This window comes from Microcystis viridis FACHB-1342, assembly GCF_014698335.1.
Lineage (GTDB): Bacteria > Cyanobacteriota > Cyanobacteriia > Cyanobacteriales > Microcystaceae > Microcystis > Microcystis ichthyoblabe_A.
On the sequence record NZ_JACJSV010000053.1, the window covers coordinates 1 to 13,783 of the forward strand.

A 13,783-nucleotide genomic window follows, 5' to 3' on the forward strand; every position below is an offset into this window, starting at 1 on the left:
TGGGGTGTGGGGTGTGGGGTGATGGGGAAGTAGGGTGATGGGGAAATGGGGTGATGGGGAAGTAGGGTGTGGGGTGTGGGGTGTGGGGTGTGGGGTGTGGGGTGATGGGGAGAATCAATAAAGGTAGTCTATTGACAACTGCTCACTGATTACCACTGTCCACTGAAAACTCAAATCTGATAACTGATAACTGATAACTGATAACTGATAACTGATAACTGAATTATCCCTTGACAATTGCGCCAAAATCTGCTAGGACTCGGGCGTGATTTCGCAGTAAACCCAACAGATTTAAACGATTGCGACGGACAGATTCTTTTTCGGCCATGACTAACACACTATTTTCGCCATCGAAAAAGTCAGCCACCACGGGAGAAATTGCCGTTAAAGCAGTGAGGAGACGCTGATAATCTCTTTGCTCTCTTGCGCTGATAGTTTCGGGAATTAGGGCAATTAAAGCGTCATAAAATGCTTGTTCGGAGGATTGTTCAAATAACTCCCTATCGATGATTCCCTTGGTTTCTAGGGTAGTTGTATCTAAATCTCCTTTTTGTGCTAAACGGGTCGAGCGATTGACGGTTTCATAGATGTTGGCTAACTGACCATCCTGACGAATTTGGGATAAAAAGCGAGCGCGTTCACGGGTATCTAATAAATTTTCTAAAGCGCGAGACTTATACTCTGGATCGTTTTCCCCTAAAACTGCATTAACGAGATCATAATCTATCCTCAAATCATCAATTAAGAGAGTTTGCAGACGTTGTAAAAAGAAATCTTTAATCAGATTGACTGGGTTGGGTTTATCGGGATGACTGGTGACAAAATCCTGAGCTATCTGCTCAATTAATGCCAAAAGATTGATATTAAAATCGGCTGACCAGATAATACTAATTATTGCATTGGCAGCCCGACGGAGAGCGAAGGGATCTGAGGAACCAGTGGGCAGCATTCCCAGTCCAAAAATACCGACTAAAGTATCTAATCGATCGGCAATTCCCACCACTTGACCGGTGATTGTTTCCGGGAGTATATCCCCAGAATTGCGAGGCAGATAATGTTCAAAAATGCCCCGGGCAACTACAGCCGATTCACCACTAATTAAAGCATATTTTTCGGCCATTATTCCCTGTAATTCGGGGAATTCATAAACCATTTGGGTAACTAAATCCGCTTTACAAAGCATGGCAGTGGACTCTATATCACTGCGACTTTGTTCATCGAGATTTAACTGTTCGACGATCATCTGGGCAATTTCCATAATCCGATCGACTTTATCGCGCATGGTTCCCAATTCTTCTTGGAAAGTGACGGTTTCCAGTTGGGGAAGAAAACTATCTAAGGGTTCATCACAATCGGCAGTATAGAAAAATCTGGCATCGGCTAACCGTGCGCGGATAACCCTTTCATTTCCTGCGGAGATAATCTCAGATTTCTGGGGATCGCCATTAGAAATAGTGATGAAATAGGGTGACAAACCCTGGGGAGTTTTCACCGGGAAATAACGCTGATGTGTCACCATCACAGTAATAATTACTTCTGGGGGTAATTCCAGAAATTCATCGTCAAATTTGCCGACAATTGCCGTGGGATATTCGACTAAGTTAGTCACTTCTGCTAATAAATCGGCGGGAATTTCTGCCACTCCCTCCAGTGTTTTGGCCAGGGTGGTAATCTGATCGGTAATTATCTGTTGACGCACTTGCGGATCCGCTTCCACAAAAATTGATCGCAAACTGGTTAAATATGCTTGGGGGTGACTAATGGCTAAGGATTGCGGGTGTAGAATGCGATGACCAAAAGTTAAGCGATCGCTGGTTAAAGTGGTAGAGCCATTAATTAATTCTAGGGGCAAAACTTCCCCATCCACTAAAGTTAATAACCAACGAATTGGCCGGGGAAATCTTAAGTCTCCATCTCCCCAACGCATAAAACGTCTTCCTTCCAAACGGGTAATCCATTGGGGAATTAATTCAGTTAAAATCTCGGCTGTTTGACGACCCGGAATCGTTTTTTCAATATAGACAAATTCTCCTTTGTCTGTGGCACGAATGGAGAAAGCGTCGGTGCTAACTCCCTGTTTTCGAGCAAAACCCTCACCAGCGGGGGTAATTTGACCATTTTTGTAGGCTGCACTAACTGGCGGTCCTTTGATCTCCTCGCTGCGAGCTTCTTGCTCCCTCGGTAATCCTGTGATTAACACGGCCAAACGGCGCGGGGTTCCGTAAACTTGAATAGCAGTAGCGTCCAGAGATTCCGTCTCTAAACTCTTGCTAACTCTTTCCTGCAATTGTGCGATCGCGCTATCGACAAAATCTGCGGGTAGTTCTTCTGTACCGACTTCAAGTAAAAAATCCATCTGATTGATTGGCCGTGTTTATGCTTCACCAATCATCTAGGCTATCACAGAAGCCGTGTCCTTAGTTTTTGACTGGTGTTGTTCGACTTTTTGGGTTAGGGTGAAAGATGCAGCAAATTGGAATCAGCGACGATGGGAAAGATTAATTTATTAGTCAGTGCCACCTCTGAGGATTGGATAGAACAGGCAATTAATAATTTAGGGATTATTCTGCTCGATCATTCCCATTGTGAGCGAAAAGCGGCAGGAGTGGCCTTAAATCTCATGTTTCGTTATCCTTCCTACGCTTCCCTCGTGCGGAAATTAACAGCGATCGCACAAGAGGAATTAGAACATTTTGAACAGGTCAATCAATGGTTAGATAAATGGGGAATTCCCCTCGCTCCCTTAAATTCTCCCCCCTATGGTGCTAAATTGAAGGCCCAGATTCGTCACCAAGAACCCGATCGCCTTTTGGATTCTCTGTTAGTATCAGCTTTAATTGAGGCGCGTTCCCACGAAAGATTAGGTTTATTGGCAGAATATTGTCCCGATCCTCAATTAGCTCAATTTTATCGCGGTTTAATGGCTTCCGAAGCGCGTCATTATGGTATTTATTGGCTATTAGCAGCGGATTATTTTGAACGGACAGTGATCGAGCAACGTTTAGAAACCCTAGCGGCGATCGAAAGTGAAATTCTCACTACTCTGCACCCGGAACCTCGTATTCATAGTTGATTGCACTAATAGGGACAAACCCTATCTAAATTACTCGTTCAACTCAATTTCTCTCTTAGAAAAGGGTAAATCTTGATTGATTGCATCAATTTCTTCCTGTTCCATTTGATTGATTTCCTGGATATAATTGCGGAGAATTTGAGTCATTTTGCCATGATAAAAACGGTGTAAACTATGATTAGCAGTGGCAGGAAAACCCCGTCTTTTTTTATGTTGTCCTCCCGCACCCGGGTCAAACATGGTAATACCTTGACTAATTGCCCAATCGATCGGTTGATAGTAACAAGCTTCAAAATGTAAACAGTCATACTCTTGAAAACTGCCCCAGTAACGACCATAAAGATTAGTATCTTTGCGAATACAAAAAGATAAACCCACCGGTTTAGTATCCTTTTCATTTTGGTAGGCAGTAATCAAAACCACTCGCTGACGATAATTCGGATATAATTGTTCAAAAAATTTCTGTGTCAGATATTTACTTCCCCAGTAAAATTTATCACAGGTACTGCTATAAAACCGATAAATTAACGGGAATAAATGATGGGGAATTTCTTCGGCAGCCAGAGTTTTAATAATTAACCCCGCATTAGTCACCGCTTTCCGTTCCCGTTTAATATTGCGGCGTTGATTAGCATTAAAAACCGTCAGATAATCTTCAAAACTTTGAAAACCCTTGTTATTCCAAATATAACTATGGTGTAACCAGGGGGTAAAACCCAAATTTTCCATTAAAATTCGCCATTGGGGATCCACAAAAAGAAAATGACAACCCGACAGATTATTTTGATCACAAAAATGATCAATAGCCGCTATCATTAAAGCAGTAATCTCCAGTTCATTTTCCCCCGGAGCAATTAAAAAACGATAACCTACCGCCGGAGTAAAAGGGGTCATTCCTAACAGTTTCGGATAGTATCTAATCCCTAAACGATGGGAAAGATCTGCCCATTGGTGGTCAAAGACAAATTCACCGTAACTATGACTTTTAATATACAAAGGAGCGGCGGCAATTAACTCAGCACCGCACCAAACTGTTAGATGAGCAGGTTGCCACCCCGTCCGTCCCGTAGCGCTGCCGGAAGTTTCGATATTATGTAACCATTCCCACTCTAGAAAGGGAGTAGTTAGGGGTTGAGCGAGAGCATCCCATTTTTGTTGGGAAATCTCACTCATTTTATCAATCCAAGCGACAGAATATTGGGGTTTAAGCTGTTCTACCATGGGACAAGATAAGTCAACCTTTTTATTTAAGGTTTGCTGAATAAATCTAAAACCCTTGTTGGGTAAGACTTTTAGACTTTTTGTCAATCAAAAAGTACCGGACTGGGAGTGATCAGGGGTAAAATTCCGGGACTTTTTCCCTGAAAATTAGGTAACTGAGTATCTCAAAATCAGTAAAACCCTACACCCTACACCCTACACCCCACACCCTGCCCCCACCAACAAACTTTTTCAGCAGACCCTATTTAAGGTAATCTAGTTTTGAGATTTGTGGCAATCTCGTTCAAGGGAATAATGTAGGAAAATTTCTGCTTCCACGGTTTCCACGCTCAAAAGTCGTAATTTTCTGGCAGAATCTGCCAGAAATCCAGTTCCTCCCAGGGGAGTTGCCGCTTTATTGCCTCCTAACATCAAAGGACAAATGGTTAGATAGATTTCATCGATTAAATCTTCAGCTAAAAGAGAGGCAATTAATTCACCTCCTCCCAGAATCGCCAGTTTTTTGATACCTAGGGCGGTAAATTGACTAAAAATAGCCTTCCAATCACCGCAGACTAAGACAAGCTCAAATAAACCCCGATTTTCCCAGGCTGCCACTTTTTCGGCTGCCGTGATTAACCAGCGAGGAAAAGGCTGCTGAAAAAATTTCATCCGGGGATCAAGCAGGCCCGAATGAGAACAAACGATCTGTATCGGCTGCGGGGATAATCCCCGTTGTTGACGATAAGCGAGAAAATCGCCATGACGGATAGGAAGACTGGTGTGATAAGCGCGCAGGGTGTTAGCACCGAATAAAGCGGCATCCATGCGGGATAAATGTTGTTCTAGACGCATTTTATCGGTAGCAGAGGCAAATCTGGCCGCTGACTGGTAGGCGTCGGCAATTTTACCATCGGCACTCATGGCTAAAATAACGGTGGTGTGAGGATGATTCATAGTAAATGATGAGGGATATCACCAGGTCCGATTGGTGAATAGGCTAGTATAGTCTAGAGTTTGATAGCAAGAATCAAACCAATTTCCGCCCATGTCTATCGGTCAATCCTCCTTTCGTCGTATTTTGCTCTCTCGCTTACTCCTGGTTAGTGTTCCTGTACTACTAATGGGGGTTTATGTTACCTATCGTAAGGCGCGATCGGCTTTTTTGGAAACGGCCCGTCAAAATCTCACCGAAAGTGCCATCAGAAAAGCAGATAATATTGAGCAATCAATTCAACTTTTGCGGGCCAATCTGATCACTGCGGGGGAAAGTCTGGTTTTAAAACAGGGAACCTTAGCCGAAAAAGAAGCTTTTTTACAACAATTAACAGCGATGCTTCCTAATCAGATTAACTGTGTGGAATTAATTGATATTAAGACCAAGAAACCTTTATTAAATCGAGCCTGTGAACCAGAAACCCTCAAAATTTTGCCTCTGGAAAGATGGGCAGAAAAACGGAATAGCTTTGCCAGGAATATCGAGAATATTTTAGTTAAAAGTTTACCTAGAAAATTTCTAATTAAATCTCCCGATAACAATCGTCAATTAGAATTAGTCTTTGCCGTTCCCATCTACGATGATCAAGGACAATTACAATCTGGTCTAATTCTGCAAGCTTCTCTACTTTACGGTGAGAAGGTTTTACCCGGTTCTTTGTCAGGTTATCCCGTGGTTATTTCTGAAAATGGCATTATTCTCGCTCATCCCTATTTTCATCGCATTGGTAGCCATATCAGTCAAGAAGCTGATGCGGAACGTCTCAATCTGATCATCGATAATGCTGTTAGAGGTCGACAGAGATTTCTCCATTTATTTTCTTTCGAGAAATATGGCAAAGAATTAGTCGCTGGTTACAGTTTCCTCCCCAGTCCAGTTACGGGAGAATCATCCCAAAAATGGGTAGTTTTAGCCATTAGTTCTCTCTCCCAAGCTCTGTCTCCTCTACAACAAATTTGGGAGGCAATTTTTTATCTAATTTCTGGTTTATTATTAGCTTATTTAGTAGCTATTGTACTTATTGCTAGGGATTTAGCTAGACCTTTAGAAAAACTGCGAGATTATGCCTTAAATATTCAGAAAATTCCTTCCCAAAAGATTAGACCAGAAAATTTTAATATTAGAGAAATTAATCAGTTAGCCTCGTCCCTAGAGGAAATGCTCGAACGTTTACGTCTTTGGGGAGAGGAAATAGTTAAGAGTTGGCAAGAAGCGGAAAATGCTAATCAATTAAAAAACCAATTTTTGGCGAATACTTCCCACGAATTACGCACCCCTCTCAATGGTATTATTGGCTCAATTCGTTGCGTTATGGATGGATTTTGTAACAGTGAAGAGGAGGAAAAAGAATATTTGCAACAAGCGGATAAGGCAGCCGTACATCTTTTGGAAATTATTGATGATATTCTCAGTATTGCTAAAATAGAAGCAGGCAAACTTTCCGTTAATCCTGAACCAGTAGATTTACACCAAATTATCAATGAAGTTATTAATTTACAAACAGCATCGCTGCAGGGTAAGCACTTAAAATTAAATTTGCTTTTCTGTCCAGAAAATCCGATAGTCTATGCTGATCCAACTAAATTAAAACAGGTAATTTTGAATGTTATTTCTAACTCAATTAAATTTACCGAGACGGGAACTATTTCTCTGATAACTCACTTAGAATATCCACAGGCTATTATCACTATAATCGATACAGGAATCGGTATCGACCCCCAGCAGCAATTAAAATTATTCCGTCCTTTTGTGATGATTGATGGTTCCACAACTAGAAAATTTAGCGGTACGGGTTTAGGATTAGCTATTTCTAAGAATTTTATGAAAATAATGGGGGGAGATATTACTATCTCTAGTCAAGGTCAAGGTTTAGGAACAACTGTAGAAATTATTCTTCCTCTGGTGGGGGAAAGAAAGCTTGATTTTACCCCACCAGAGGAAAACTCATCTTTGCCGATTCTTCCTTCTCTTAAAAGCTAAAATATCTCTATTTAACTACTGTAATTTATGAGGAATTTAGTTTATAATTCCTCTAAACTTTCTACGGGTAAATTAACCACCTCATAAGCACCAAAAACCTCTATCGCATCGGTATAATTTGTTAATTCTTCTAAAGTTTCTGCGATTAAATGCTGTTGATCCAGATTAATTTCTAGATCAATAAAAAATATGTATTCCCCTAAAGATCGTTTAGTTGGTCGCGATTCAATCCGAGATAAATTAAGCTGACGTTTGGCAAAAACTTCTAAAGGTTTGACTAAAGCACCGGGTTGATCTAAAACTTGAAAAGCGAGGGACATTCGCTCTCCTTGAGGATGGGAAGTTAAAGCCATTACCCAAAAACGGGTACAATTATCGGGATAATCATTAATTGGTTGTATTAATATTGGTACATGATAGAGTTTGGCAGCCCGGGGAGAAGCAATCGCGGCCGAATTAGCCTCTCGATCGAGAATTTGAATCGCTTCCGTGGTAGAATTGGTGGGAATAATCGGCACGTTAGGTAAATTATTTTCTAGCCATTTTTGACATTGAGCTAAAGCTTGGGGATGGGAATAAACGGTTTTAATTTCTGTTAGCGATTGTTGAGGAGATAGAAGTGCATGGGAAATCGGTAAAACTAATTCTTGTTGAATCTGTAACCTGGGTAATTGCCATAAAGCATCAAGAGTCATTACCACACTTCCTTCGGTGGAATTTTCCACCGGAACCACTGCTAAATCGGCCTGATTTTGGACAACCGATCGCAGGGCCAGGGCAATGCTAGGATAGGGTATTAATTGATGAGGCTGGGGTGGTAAACTGTTAGCATAGGCTAAAGCGGCTGTTTCTGAATAGGTTCCCACTGGCCCCAGATAAGCGATCTTTACAGTCATTTAGATTATCCCCGCAAGCAATTTTTTCTAGCTATTACAGCCTTTCTCATAAATATCAAGTATAACCTAATTCAGCCAGCGTTTTCAGTTGATAATTGGGTAAAGGAGCAATATAGTAGGGAACCTGTTTAGCTAACTCTAGGGTACAGGTAATTTTTTTAACTTTGCTTTTACCGCCCAAAAATTTACAATCATAAGTAGCATTGTGCAAAACCTTTTCTATCCGGTCAACCAACAGGATTTTAGTGATAAAATAGTCAGTACGATCCAGTCGTTCGAGAACATCCAAAATTGTCACCCGCTCCCCCGTTAAATCCGTGGAATCAGCCAGAATTTGAATCAGAGACAAACGGGGAGTCTTGCTATCGTAATCGGCTACTTCCGTATCTAACCAAAGAATGGGAAAATGGCAAAAGTGATCGATCGCATTCCTAATAGCGTCGGATTCCGTTAAATAAGGCATGGTTGCAGAGGCTGAAAAATGTATCAAAAAATCTTGATAGCAGTAGATTTGTCGGAGATGGGGGAGAGTGTCTTTAAGGAGGCTGTATCCTTAGCCAGTAAGTACGAAGCTAACCTCCTACTACTGCACGTCCTTTCTCCTGAAGAAGATTATAGCCCTTTACCGATTCCGCCCAACTTAGCCGATATTTACCCCGCCCAGGGTAATGATCTGACTCTTGATTTTTGGCGGCAACAATGGGAAGAATTTGAGCAGAAAGGGTTGGCAATGTTGCAAAAAAGAGCTAATCAAGCGGGAGAAATGGGTGTAAAGGGAGAATACCGGCAAATTTATGGTCATGCCGCCAAAACTATCTGTAAAGTGGCGCGAGAGGAAAATATTGATTTAATTGTTATCGGTCGGCGTGGGCGATCGGGTCTAGGAGAGTTATTCTTAGGTAGTGTGAGTAATTATGTTCTCCATCATGCCCCCTGTTCCGTCTTAATTGTTCAACATCCTCAGGACTAAAAATTCCTGTTAGCTATTCCCCCCCCTAAAATCCCCAAACGATTAAAAGGAAAAAAGCGAAAAACCGCCCTACCAATCACGTTATTTTCCGGTAAAAACCCCCAGATATGGGAGTCATTGCTATTATTGCGATTATCTCCCATGACAAATAAGTTATTTTCTGGCACGAGCAAAGGCATTAAATTATATTGAGGGGATTCGAGAATATAATCTTCTGCCAAGGGTTGATTATTCAGATAAATTTTGCCCTCCTTGACAGCAATCACATCCCCTGGGGTGGCAATCACTCTTTTAATAAAAGCTTGGTTCTTTTGATATCCCTGTAATTGTAATTGTGCCGGCGGTTCAAAGACGACGATATCCCCCCGTCGAGGAGGATGGAAATCGTAGGAAAGTTTTTCCACCACTAAGCGATCGCCCTGTTCTAAAGTGGGTAACATAGAATCAGAGGGGATAAAACGAGGTTCAGCCACAAAAGTGCGAATCAATAGGGCTAAAACTAAAGCTATAGTGATAATTTGCAGATTTTCTCGAATAGAAGCCCAAAAACTCTTGGATTTGTCCTTATTAATTTCTTGCTCTTGCATTATTGCCCAGATGATGGTTGGTTTAACTTAGCTTTCGCTTGCTGCCAGAAAACTGTTAATTCCTCTAGTGTATAGTCATGGAGAGGCTTTTCTGCCACGGATTCCACTAGGGAAAAACGTTGAATAAAACGCAGATTAGTCTCTTGTAAAGCGATACTGGGGTCTAAATCATACCAGCGAGCAAGATTGACAATAGTAAAGAGTAAATCGCCTAATTCTGCCTGTTGATGCTCTTTATCGTCCGATTCTAGGGACTCTTGCCATTCTGCTAACTCTTCGCCAAATTTTTCCCAGACTCCCGCGATATTTTCCCAATCAAAACCGACTCGCGCTGCTTGCCGAGAAATTTTCATCGCCCCGATCAAGGGTGGTAAAGTTTGGGCATAACGGGTTAATTTGCCGCTAATAGTCGGGTCATTTTTTTCCTCAGCTTTGATTTTCTCCCAATTTTGACGCACCTGTTCGGGATTTTCTAGGGATAGCTCCCCAAAAACGTGGGGATGACGACGAATTAATTTATCAGTGATGCCCCTAGCCACTTCTTCTAGGCTAAAATTACCCTCATCACTGGCAATTTGAGCTTGTAAAACCACCTGTAGCAGTAAATCGCCTAATTCCTCGGCAATGGCAGTTTTATCACCACTTTTAATCGCTGCTACCACCTCATAAGCTTCCTCGATAACGTAGGGAATTAGGGTTTCCGGGGTTTGCGCTAAATCCCAAGGACAGCCGCTTTCTGGGTCTCGTAAACGGGCAACAACGCTGATTAAATGGTTTAATGCCGCTAAGATGGCCTTGTAACTGGGATTGTCGGTTTCTGGAAGGCTAGACATCGATTTTTTCCGGTTTTCTCGCCCATTATACCAGTTAGTTATCAGTGATCAGTTATCAGTTATCAGATGTGAGTTTTCAGTTCACTAATCACTGTTTACCGATCACAGCAAAAAAGCTCTCATCTCCCTATCTTCCTAATATTCAGTCACAGCTTTTCTGATAATAGATGAAGTTTAACCTAATTTGATTGAAGACCTACCCCCCAAAACGAAAACTTCGTACCTCACCATTCAGATAACTGCTTTAGCTCAATAACAATGAAAAAACCCGGTTTCACCGGGTTGCACTAGCTTGGAGTGTGTATAATCAACCGATAAGGCAGTTGAAAACTTAAATAAATCTAAATAGAAAAAAGGTAAGCAATTCCGCTGTAAGAGAATCAGATTTAATGAATCATCCCGCAAGTTAGGGGACAAGAAGCATAAACAGCTTGATGAGAGGTTTTTACCTCACCGTGTAACCAGTGCAGCCAGCTAACTTCATGGGGATGAACACCTTTTGCTGCCAACAAAGCGGCACTAATTAGGATAGCCAAAATGTTAATACCAATAATCATTCCTGCCACTAAAAGCACGGAACTAACCGGTAAAACTGACTGTAAGATAATCGCAGACAATGCCCCCACTGTCATCATTAATACTACTAAAGGAAATCCCACTACTAATAAACAGACAGTGAGGACGAAACTCCAGAGAAGAAAGCTTTTTAGCATTGCTAAAGAAACGTGGCCCCAGTTATTTCTTGCGGTTAATTGCATCTTCCTGACCTCTTACAAACTTGGTGGTCTAACTTTTCTGCACGTCGGCTCAAAGTTGATGAAAACCAGTATAGGAAAAACACCGAAGAAAATGAGCTATTCGCAATATAAATTTACAATCATCGCCGATCATCTATGTTATATGTATCGAACTATTACAAAAATCGCCAAGAGGTATCGAAAACTTTACAATCGGTTTCCCTTGATCCCCAATCCAGTTTCCTACTGAAATCCTTGATCCCCGTCGATAATCCTTTCTTGTCTCCCTGTCCTCAGATTTTTCCTCGTCTCTTTGTAACAAATCTTTACAAGTACCTCTAGAATTCTCAGAAAATAGGTGGACGACAGTAACCAGTAATCAGTCACCAGCAATCAGTAAACTGAAAACTCGCACTTGTCACAGAATTGACATCCGGCTGTTATAGTCCTGACAAATGAGAGTTATATGCTAAAGTTAATCCAGCAAAGGAATAAATTATTTCCCCTAGCCCAGCTTTCCTCAAGCTTCCCACACAGGGTCTAGGGGAAGTTTATTTTTCTGCCCATGAGGAAAACCGCTACCTGGCCCGAAAAGAAAATTTTTCTAGAAATTGACAAGCCTTGACAGCAGGGAAGACAGTCAGACAGACTAAACTAAAAAGGTTTTTGGAGCGAAAATATAGTTTCTTGCCTTTCTGTCCCCCTAAAAGCAGTCTTAGCTCTGGTGACGAGCATAATCATCCTGAAAACGCACTATATCATCCTCTCCTAAATATTCCCCATTCTGCACTTCAATTAATACCAATTTGATTACCCCGGGGTTTTCCAGACGGTGAGCGGTACACTGCGGCACATAGGTGGACTGATTAGCACCGAGAATTTCCTCGTTATCTCCACAGGTGACTTTTGCCGTCCCCGAAACGACAATCCAATGTTCACTGCGATGGTAGTGCATCTGTAAACTGAGACGATGACCCGGATTCACTTCAATCCGCTTGATTTTATAACCGGGACCCTCTTCTAGGGTGGTGAAGGAACCCCAGGGCCTAAATTCTGTTGCCGCCGATTCTACGCTCGAAATAAGCTGAAATGGTGCCACATCTTGGGCTGCGATCATTATATTATGTCTCCATTGCTAGGTCTGATCTTAGTCCAAGATAGCAGCAAAAATCCTAGATGGCATCTAAATCAGTGATCAACTGCTCACTGATTCACTCTTCGTCGCTGTTGAGAATACGGGGAACCCGGAAATAATCTCCTTCCGGGACCGGCGATTCCTGCACTAAGACCTCGTGATCGCGATAAAGTCTATTACTATCAGCGCGAGTAATATTTTGAATTTCGATCGCTCGCGTGGTGGGTGGCACATTTTCAGTGTCTAATTCGCTTAACTGCTCGAAATAATCCAGTATCCCGCTTAATTGCCCCGCAAATTGTTCTTCTTCAGCGTTGGTAATCTCTAAACGGGCTAAATGGGCGATTTTTTCAACTGTAGCTCGATCGATCATGGGAGAAATGGGGTGTAGGGTGTAGGGTGTAGGGTGTGGGGTGTGGGGTGTGGGGTGTGGGGTGTGGGGTGTAGGGTGTGGGGTGTGGGGTGTGGGGAGAATAAATAAAAATAATCTCCCGTCTCCCGTCTCCCGTCTCCTAACGACCGACGAGCGACTCCTCAATTTAAAAGAAAACATCAATTTCCGAGCGCCCGGTAATTTTCAGCCAGTTTTGGGCTTCAATGTAGTTATTGGGGGCTAATCGGATGGCTTGTTTCCAGTATTCTGCCGCTTTGTCGTAGAGTGCTTCTGCTTCGGCCTGTTGTCCGTCTTCTCTGGCTTTTTCCCCTTGAAAATGGTAAATAACAGCGATATTATTCAAGGCGGAGGGCATTCTGGGATTAAGTTGGATAGCTTCTTCGTAGTATTCTAAGGCCTTTTGATGCTCGCCGTTACTAGCGTGGATAATGCCGATATTGTAGAGGATATAACTGCGATCATTAGGATCCTCTTCTAATGTTAAAGCTTCATAGTAATTATCGAGGGCTTCGGCGTATTCACCGTCAGCTTGAGCAGACATCCCATCGCGATAATAAACAAAGGCTTCCTTGGCTTTTTTATCGGCGGGGAGTATCTTTAAAATGATATCCGCCATGACGGTAAAAGATTTATCAATAAAATTATCGTTACGTTGAGTGCGTGGCATAGTTAGGACGAGTAGGCGATCAAAATGACTATTTCCTTTATAGCACTCGCGAGAAACCCCAGGGCTGTTTTTCCAATTTTTCTGGCCACAGGTTCCATTGAAGGGATCTTGGCTGCCCCAACGGCGAACATTGGTTTTCCAGTCAAAAAATTCCCCTTGGCAAGGGGTAATTATGGCCCTTACTAAGTTTTTATCCCTTGTGTCCCGATTGAGAAAATGTCAAATCTGCTAGGGACGGGCTACAGTTCCTTGAATTTCGCTGCCACCCTTATTGCTCCAACGACCATTGACGTAACTTTACCTAATATCTAGAT

The 13,783-nt window shown here is 42.2% G+C and carries 14 protein-coding genes; 3 read left to right on the forward strand and 11 right to left on the reverse strand.

Annotation, left to right across the window (positions count from 1 at the left end; all coding sequences use genetic code 11):
- Positions 1 to 223: 223 nt before the first annotated feature.
- Positions 224 to 2,356 (reverse strand): glycine--tRNA ligase subunit beta, encoded by a 2,133-nt coding sequence (glyS, locus tag H6G40_RS16370; RefSeq protein WP_069474491.1) that lies wholly within the window; start codon positions 2,354 to 2,356, stop codon positions 224 to 226.
- A 132-nt stretch (positions 2,357 to 2,488) separates the two neighbouring features.
- On the opposite strand from glyS, the gene H6G40_RS16375 reads away from it, so the two are divergent.
- Entirely contained in the window at positions 2,489 to 3,073 is a 585-nt protein-coding gene (locus H6G40_RS16375) for a MiaE family protein (RefSeq protein ID WP_190537981.1), read from the forward strand.
- A gap of 30 nt (positions 3,074 to 3,103) precedes the next feature.
- On the opposite strand, the gene H6G40_RS16380 is transcribed toward H6G40_RS16375, so the two are convergent.
- Entirely contained in the window at positions 3,104 to 4,294 is a 1,191-nt protein-coding gene (locus H6G40_RS16380; RefSeq protein ID WP_069474503.1) for a GNAT family N-acetyltransferase, read from the reverse strand.
- A gap of 255 nt (positions 4,295 to 4,549) precedes the next feature.
- Entirely contained in the window at positions 4,550 to 5,230 is a 681-nt protein-coding gene (locus H6G40_RS16385) for a RibD family protein (protein ID WP_002738722.1), read from the reverse strand.
- A gap of 91 nt (positions 5,231 to 5,321) precedes the next feature.
- On the opposite strand from H6G40_RS16385, the gene H6G40_RS16390 reads away from it, so the two are divergent.
- The gene (locus H6G40_RS16390) at positions 5,322 to 7,250 is read left to right on the forward strand and encodes a sensor histidine kinase (RefSeq protein ID WP_190537983.1); all 1,929 of its coding nucleotides are present in this window, start codon (positions 5,322 to 5,324) and stop codon (positions 7,248 to 7,250) included.
- A gap of 41 nt (positions 7,251 to 7,291) precedes the next feature.
- Here the strand turns inward: H6G40_RS16390 and pheA are convergent, their stop codons facing one another.
- Positions 7,292 to 8,146: a prephenate dehydratase gene (pheA, locus tag H6G40_RS16395; RefSeq protein ID WP_190537985.1), complete on the reverse strand. Its 855-nt coding sequence runs from the start codon at positions 8,144 to 8,146 to the stop codon at positions 7,292 to 7,294.
- A gap of 55 nt (positions 8,147 to 8,201) precedes the next feature.
- The gene (locus tag H6G40_RS16400; RefSeq protein ID WP_199309445.1) at positions 8,202 to 8,609 is read right to left on the reverse strand and encodes a ribonuclease D; all 408 of its coding nucleotides are present in this window, start codon (positions 8,607 to 8,609) and stop codon (positions 8,202 to 8,204) included.
- Between the two features lie 18 nt (positions 8,610 to 8,627).
- On the opposite strand from H6G40_RS16400, the gene H6G40_RS16405 reads away from it, so the two are divergent.
- Entirely contained in the window at positions 8,628 to 9,116 is a 489-nt protein-coding gene (locus H6G40_RS16405; protein ID WP_002738803.1) for a universal stress protein, read from the forward strand.
- Here H6G40_RS16405 and lepB read toward each other — a convergent pair.
- The 6 genes from lepB to H6G40_RS16440 all read right to left on the reverse strand — a co-directional run bounded on the left by lepB (position 9,113) and on the right by H6G40_RS16440 (position 13,469).
- Positions 9,113 to 9,703 (reverse strand): signal peptidase I, encoded by a 591-nt coding sequence (gene lepB / locus H6G40_RS16410; protein ID WP_002738350.1) that lies wholly within the window; start codon positions 9,701 to 9,703, stop codon positions 9,113 to 9,115. The two genes, H6G40_RS16405 and lepB, sit on opposite strands and share 4 nt — an antisense overlap.
- On the reverse strand, positions 9,703 to 10,536 hold the full coding sequence (gene mazG, locus H6G40_RS16415; protein ID WP_002738913.1) for a nucleoside triphosphate pyrophosphohydrolase: 834 nt from the start codon (positions 10,534 to 10,536) through the stop codon (positions 9,703 to 9,705). Before mazG ends, lepB begins: the two co-directional genes overlap by 1 nt.
- Before the next feature lie 386 nt (positions 10,537 to 10,922).
- Positions 10,923 to 11,294, reverse strand: a complete 372-nt coding sequence (locus H6G40_RS16420; RefSeq protein ID WP_002739421.1) for a hypothetical protein — start codon at positions 11,292 to 11,294, stop codon at positions 10,923 to 10,925.
- Between the two features lie 694 nt (positions 11,295 to 11,988).
- Positions 11,989 to 12,390, reverse strand: a complete 402-nt coding sequence (locus tag H6G40_RS16430) for a phosphomannose isomerase type II C-terminal cupin domain (protein ID WP_002738428.1) — start codon at positions 12,388 to 12,390, stop codon at positions 11,989 to 11,991.
- Positions 12,391 to 12,484: 94 nt separating this feature from the next.
- Complete coding sequence (gene gatC, locus H6G40_RS16435) at positions 12,485 to 12,781, reverse strand: Asp-tRNA(Asn)/Glu-tRNA(Gln) amidotransferase subunit GatC (protein WP_002738949.1); 297 nt, start codon at positions 12,779 to 12,781, stop codon at positions 12,485 to 12,487.
- Positions 12,782 to 12,947: 166 nt separating this feature from the next.
- Positions 12,948 to 13,469: a photosystem I assembly protein Ycf3 gene (locus tag H6G40_RS16440; RefSeq protein WP_002738883.1), complete on the reverse strand. Its 522-nt coding sequence runs from the start codon at positions 13,467 to 13,469 to the stop codon at positions 12,948 to 12,950.
- Positions 13,470 to 13,783 lie beyond the last annotated feature (314 nt).

Coding starts and splice junctions, on each gene's coding strand:
- glyS (WP_069474491.1), bottom strand. CDS start 2,356: ATGGATTTTTTACTTGAAGTCGGTACAGAAGAACTACCCGCAGATTTT.
- H6G40_RS16375 (WP_190537981.1), top strand. CDS start 2,489: ATGGGAAAGATTAATTTATTAGTCAGTGCCACCTCTGAGGATTGGATA.
- H6G40_RS16380 (WP_069474503.1), bottom strand. CDS start 4,294: ATGGTAGAACAGCTTAAACCCCAATATTCTGTCGCTTGGATTGATAAA.
- H6G40_RS16385 (WP_002738722.1), bottom strand. CDS start 5,230: ATGAATCATCCTCACACCACCGTTATTTTAGCCATGAGTGCCGATGGT.
- H6G40_RS16390 (WP_190537983.1), top strand. CDS start 5,322: ATGTCTATCGGTCAATCCTCCTTTCGTCGTATTTTGCTCTCTCGCTTA.
- pheA (WP_190537985.1), bottom strand. CDS start 8,146: ATGACTGTAAAGATCGCTTATCTGGGGCCAGTGGGAACCTATTCAGAA.
- H6G40_RS16400 (WP_199309445.1), bottom strand. CDS start 8,609: ATGCCTTATTTAACGGAATCCGACGCTATTAGGAATGCGATCGATCAC.
- H6G40_RS16405 (WP_002738803.1), top strand. CDS start 8,628: ATGTATCAAAAAATCTTGATAGCAGTAGATTTGTCGGAGATGGGGGAG.
- lepB (WP_002738350.1), bottom strand. CDS start 9,703: ATGCAAGAGCAAGAAATTAATAAGGACAAATCCAAGAGTTTTTGGGCT.
- mazG (WP_002738913.1), bottom strand. CDS start 10,536: ATGTCTAGCCTTCCAGAAACCGACAATCCCAGTTACAAGGCCATCTTA.
- H6G40_RS16420 (WP_002739421.1), bottom strand. CDS start 11,294: ATGCAATTAACCGCAAGAAATAACTGGGGCCACGTTTCTTTAGCAATG.
- H6G40_RS16430 (WP_002738428.1), bottom strand. CDS start 12,390: ATGATCGCAGCCCAAGATGTGGCACCATTTCAGCTTATTTCGAGCGTA.
- gatC (WP_002738949.1), bottom strand. CDS start 12,781: ATGATCGATCGAGCTACAGTTGAAAAAATCGCCCATTTAGCCCGTTTA.
- H6G40_RS16440 (WP_002738883.1), bottom strand. CDS start 13,469: ATGCCACGCACTCAACGTAACGATAATTTTATTGATAAATCTTTTACC.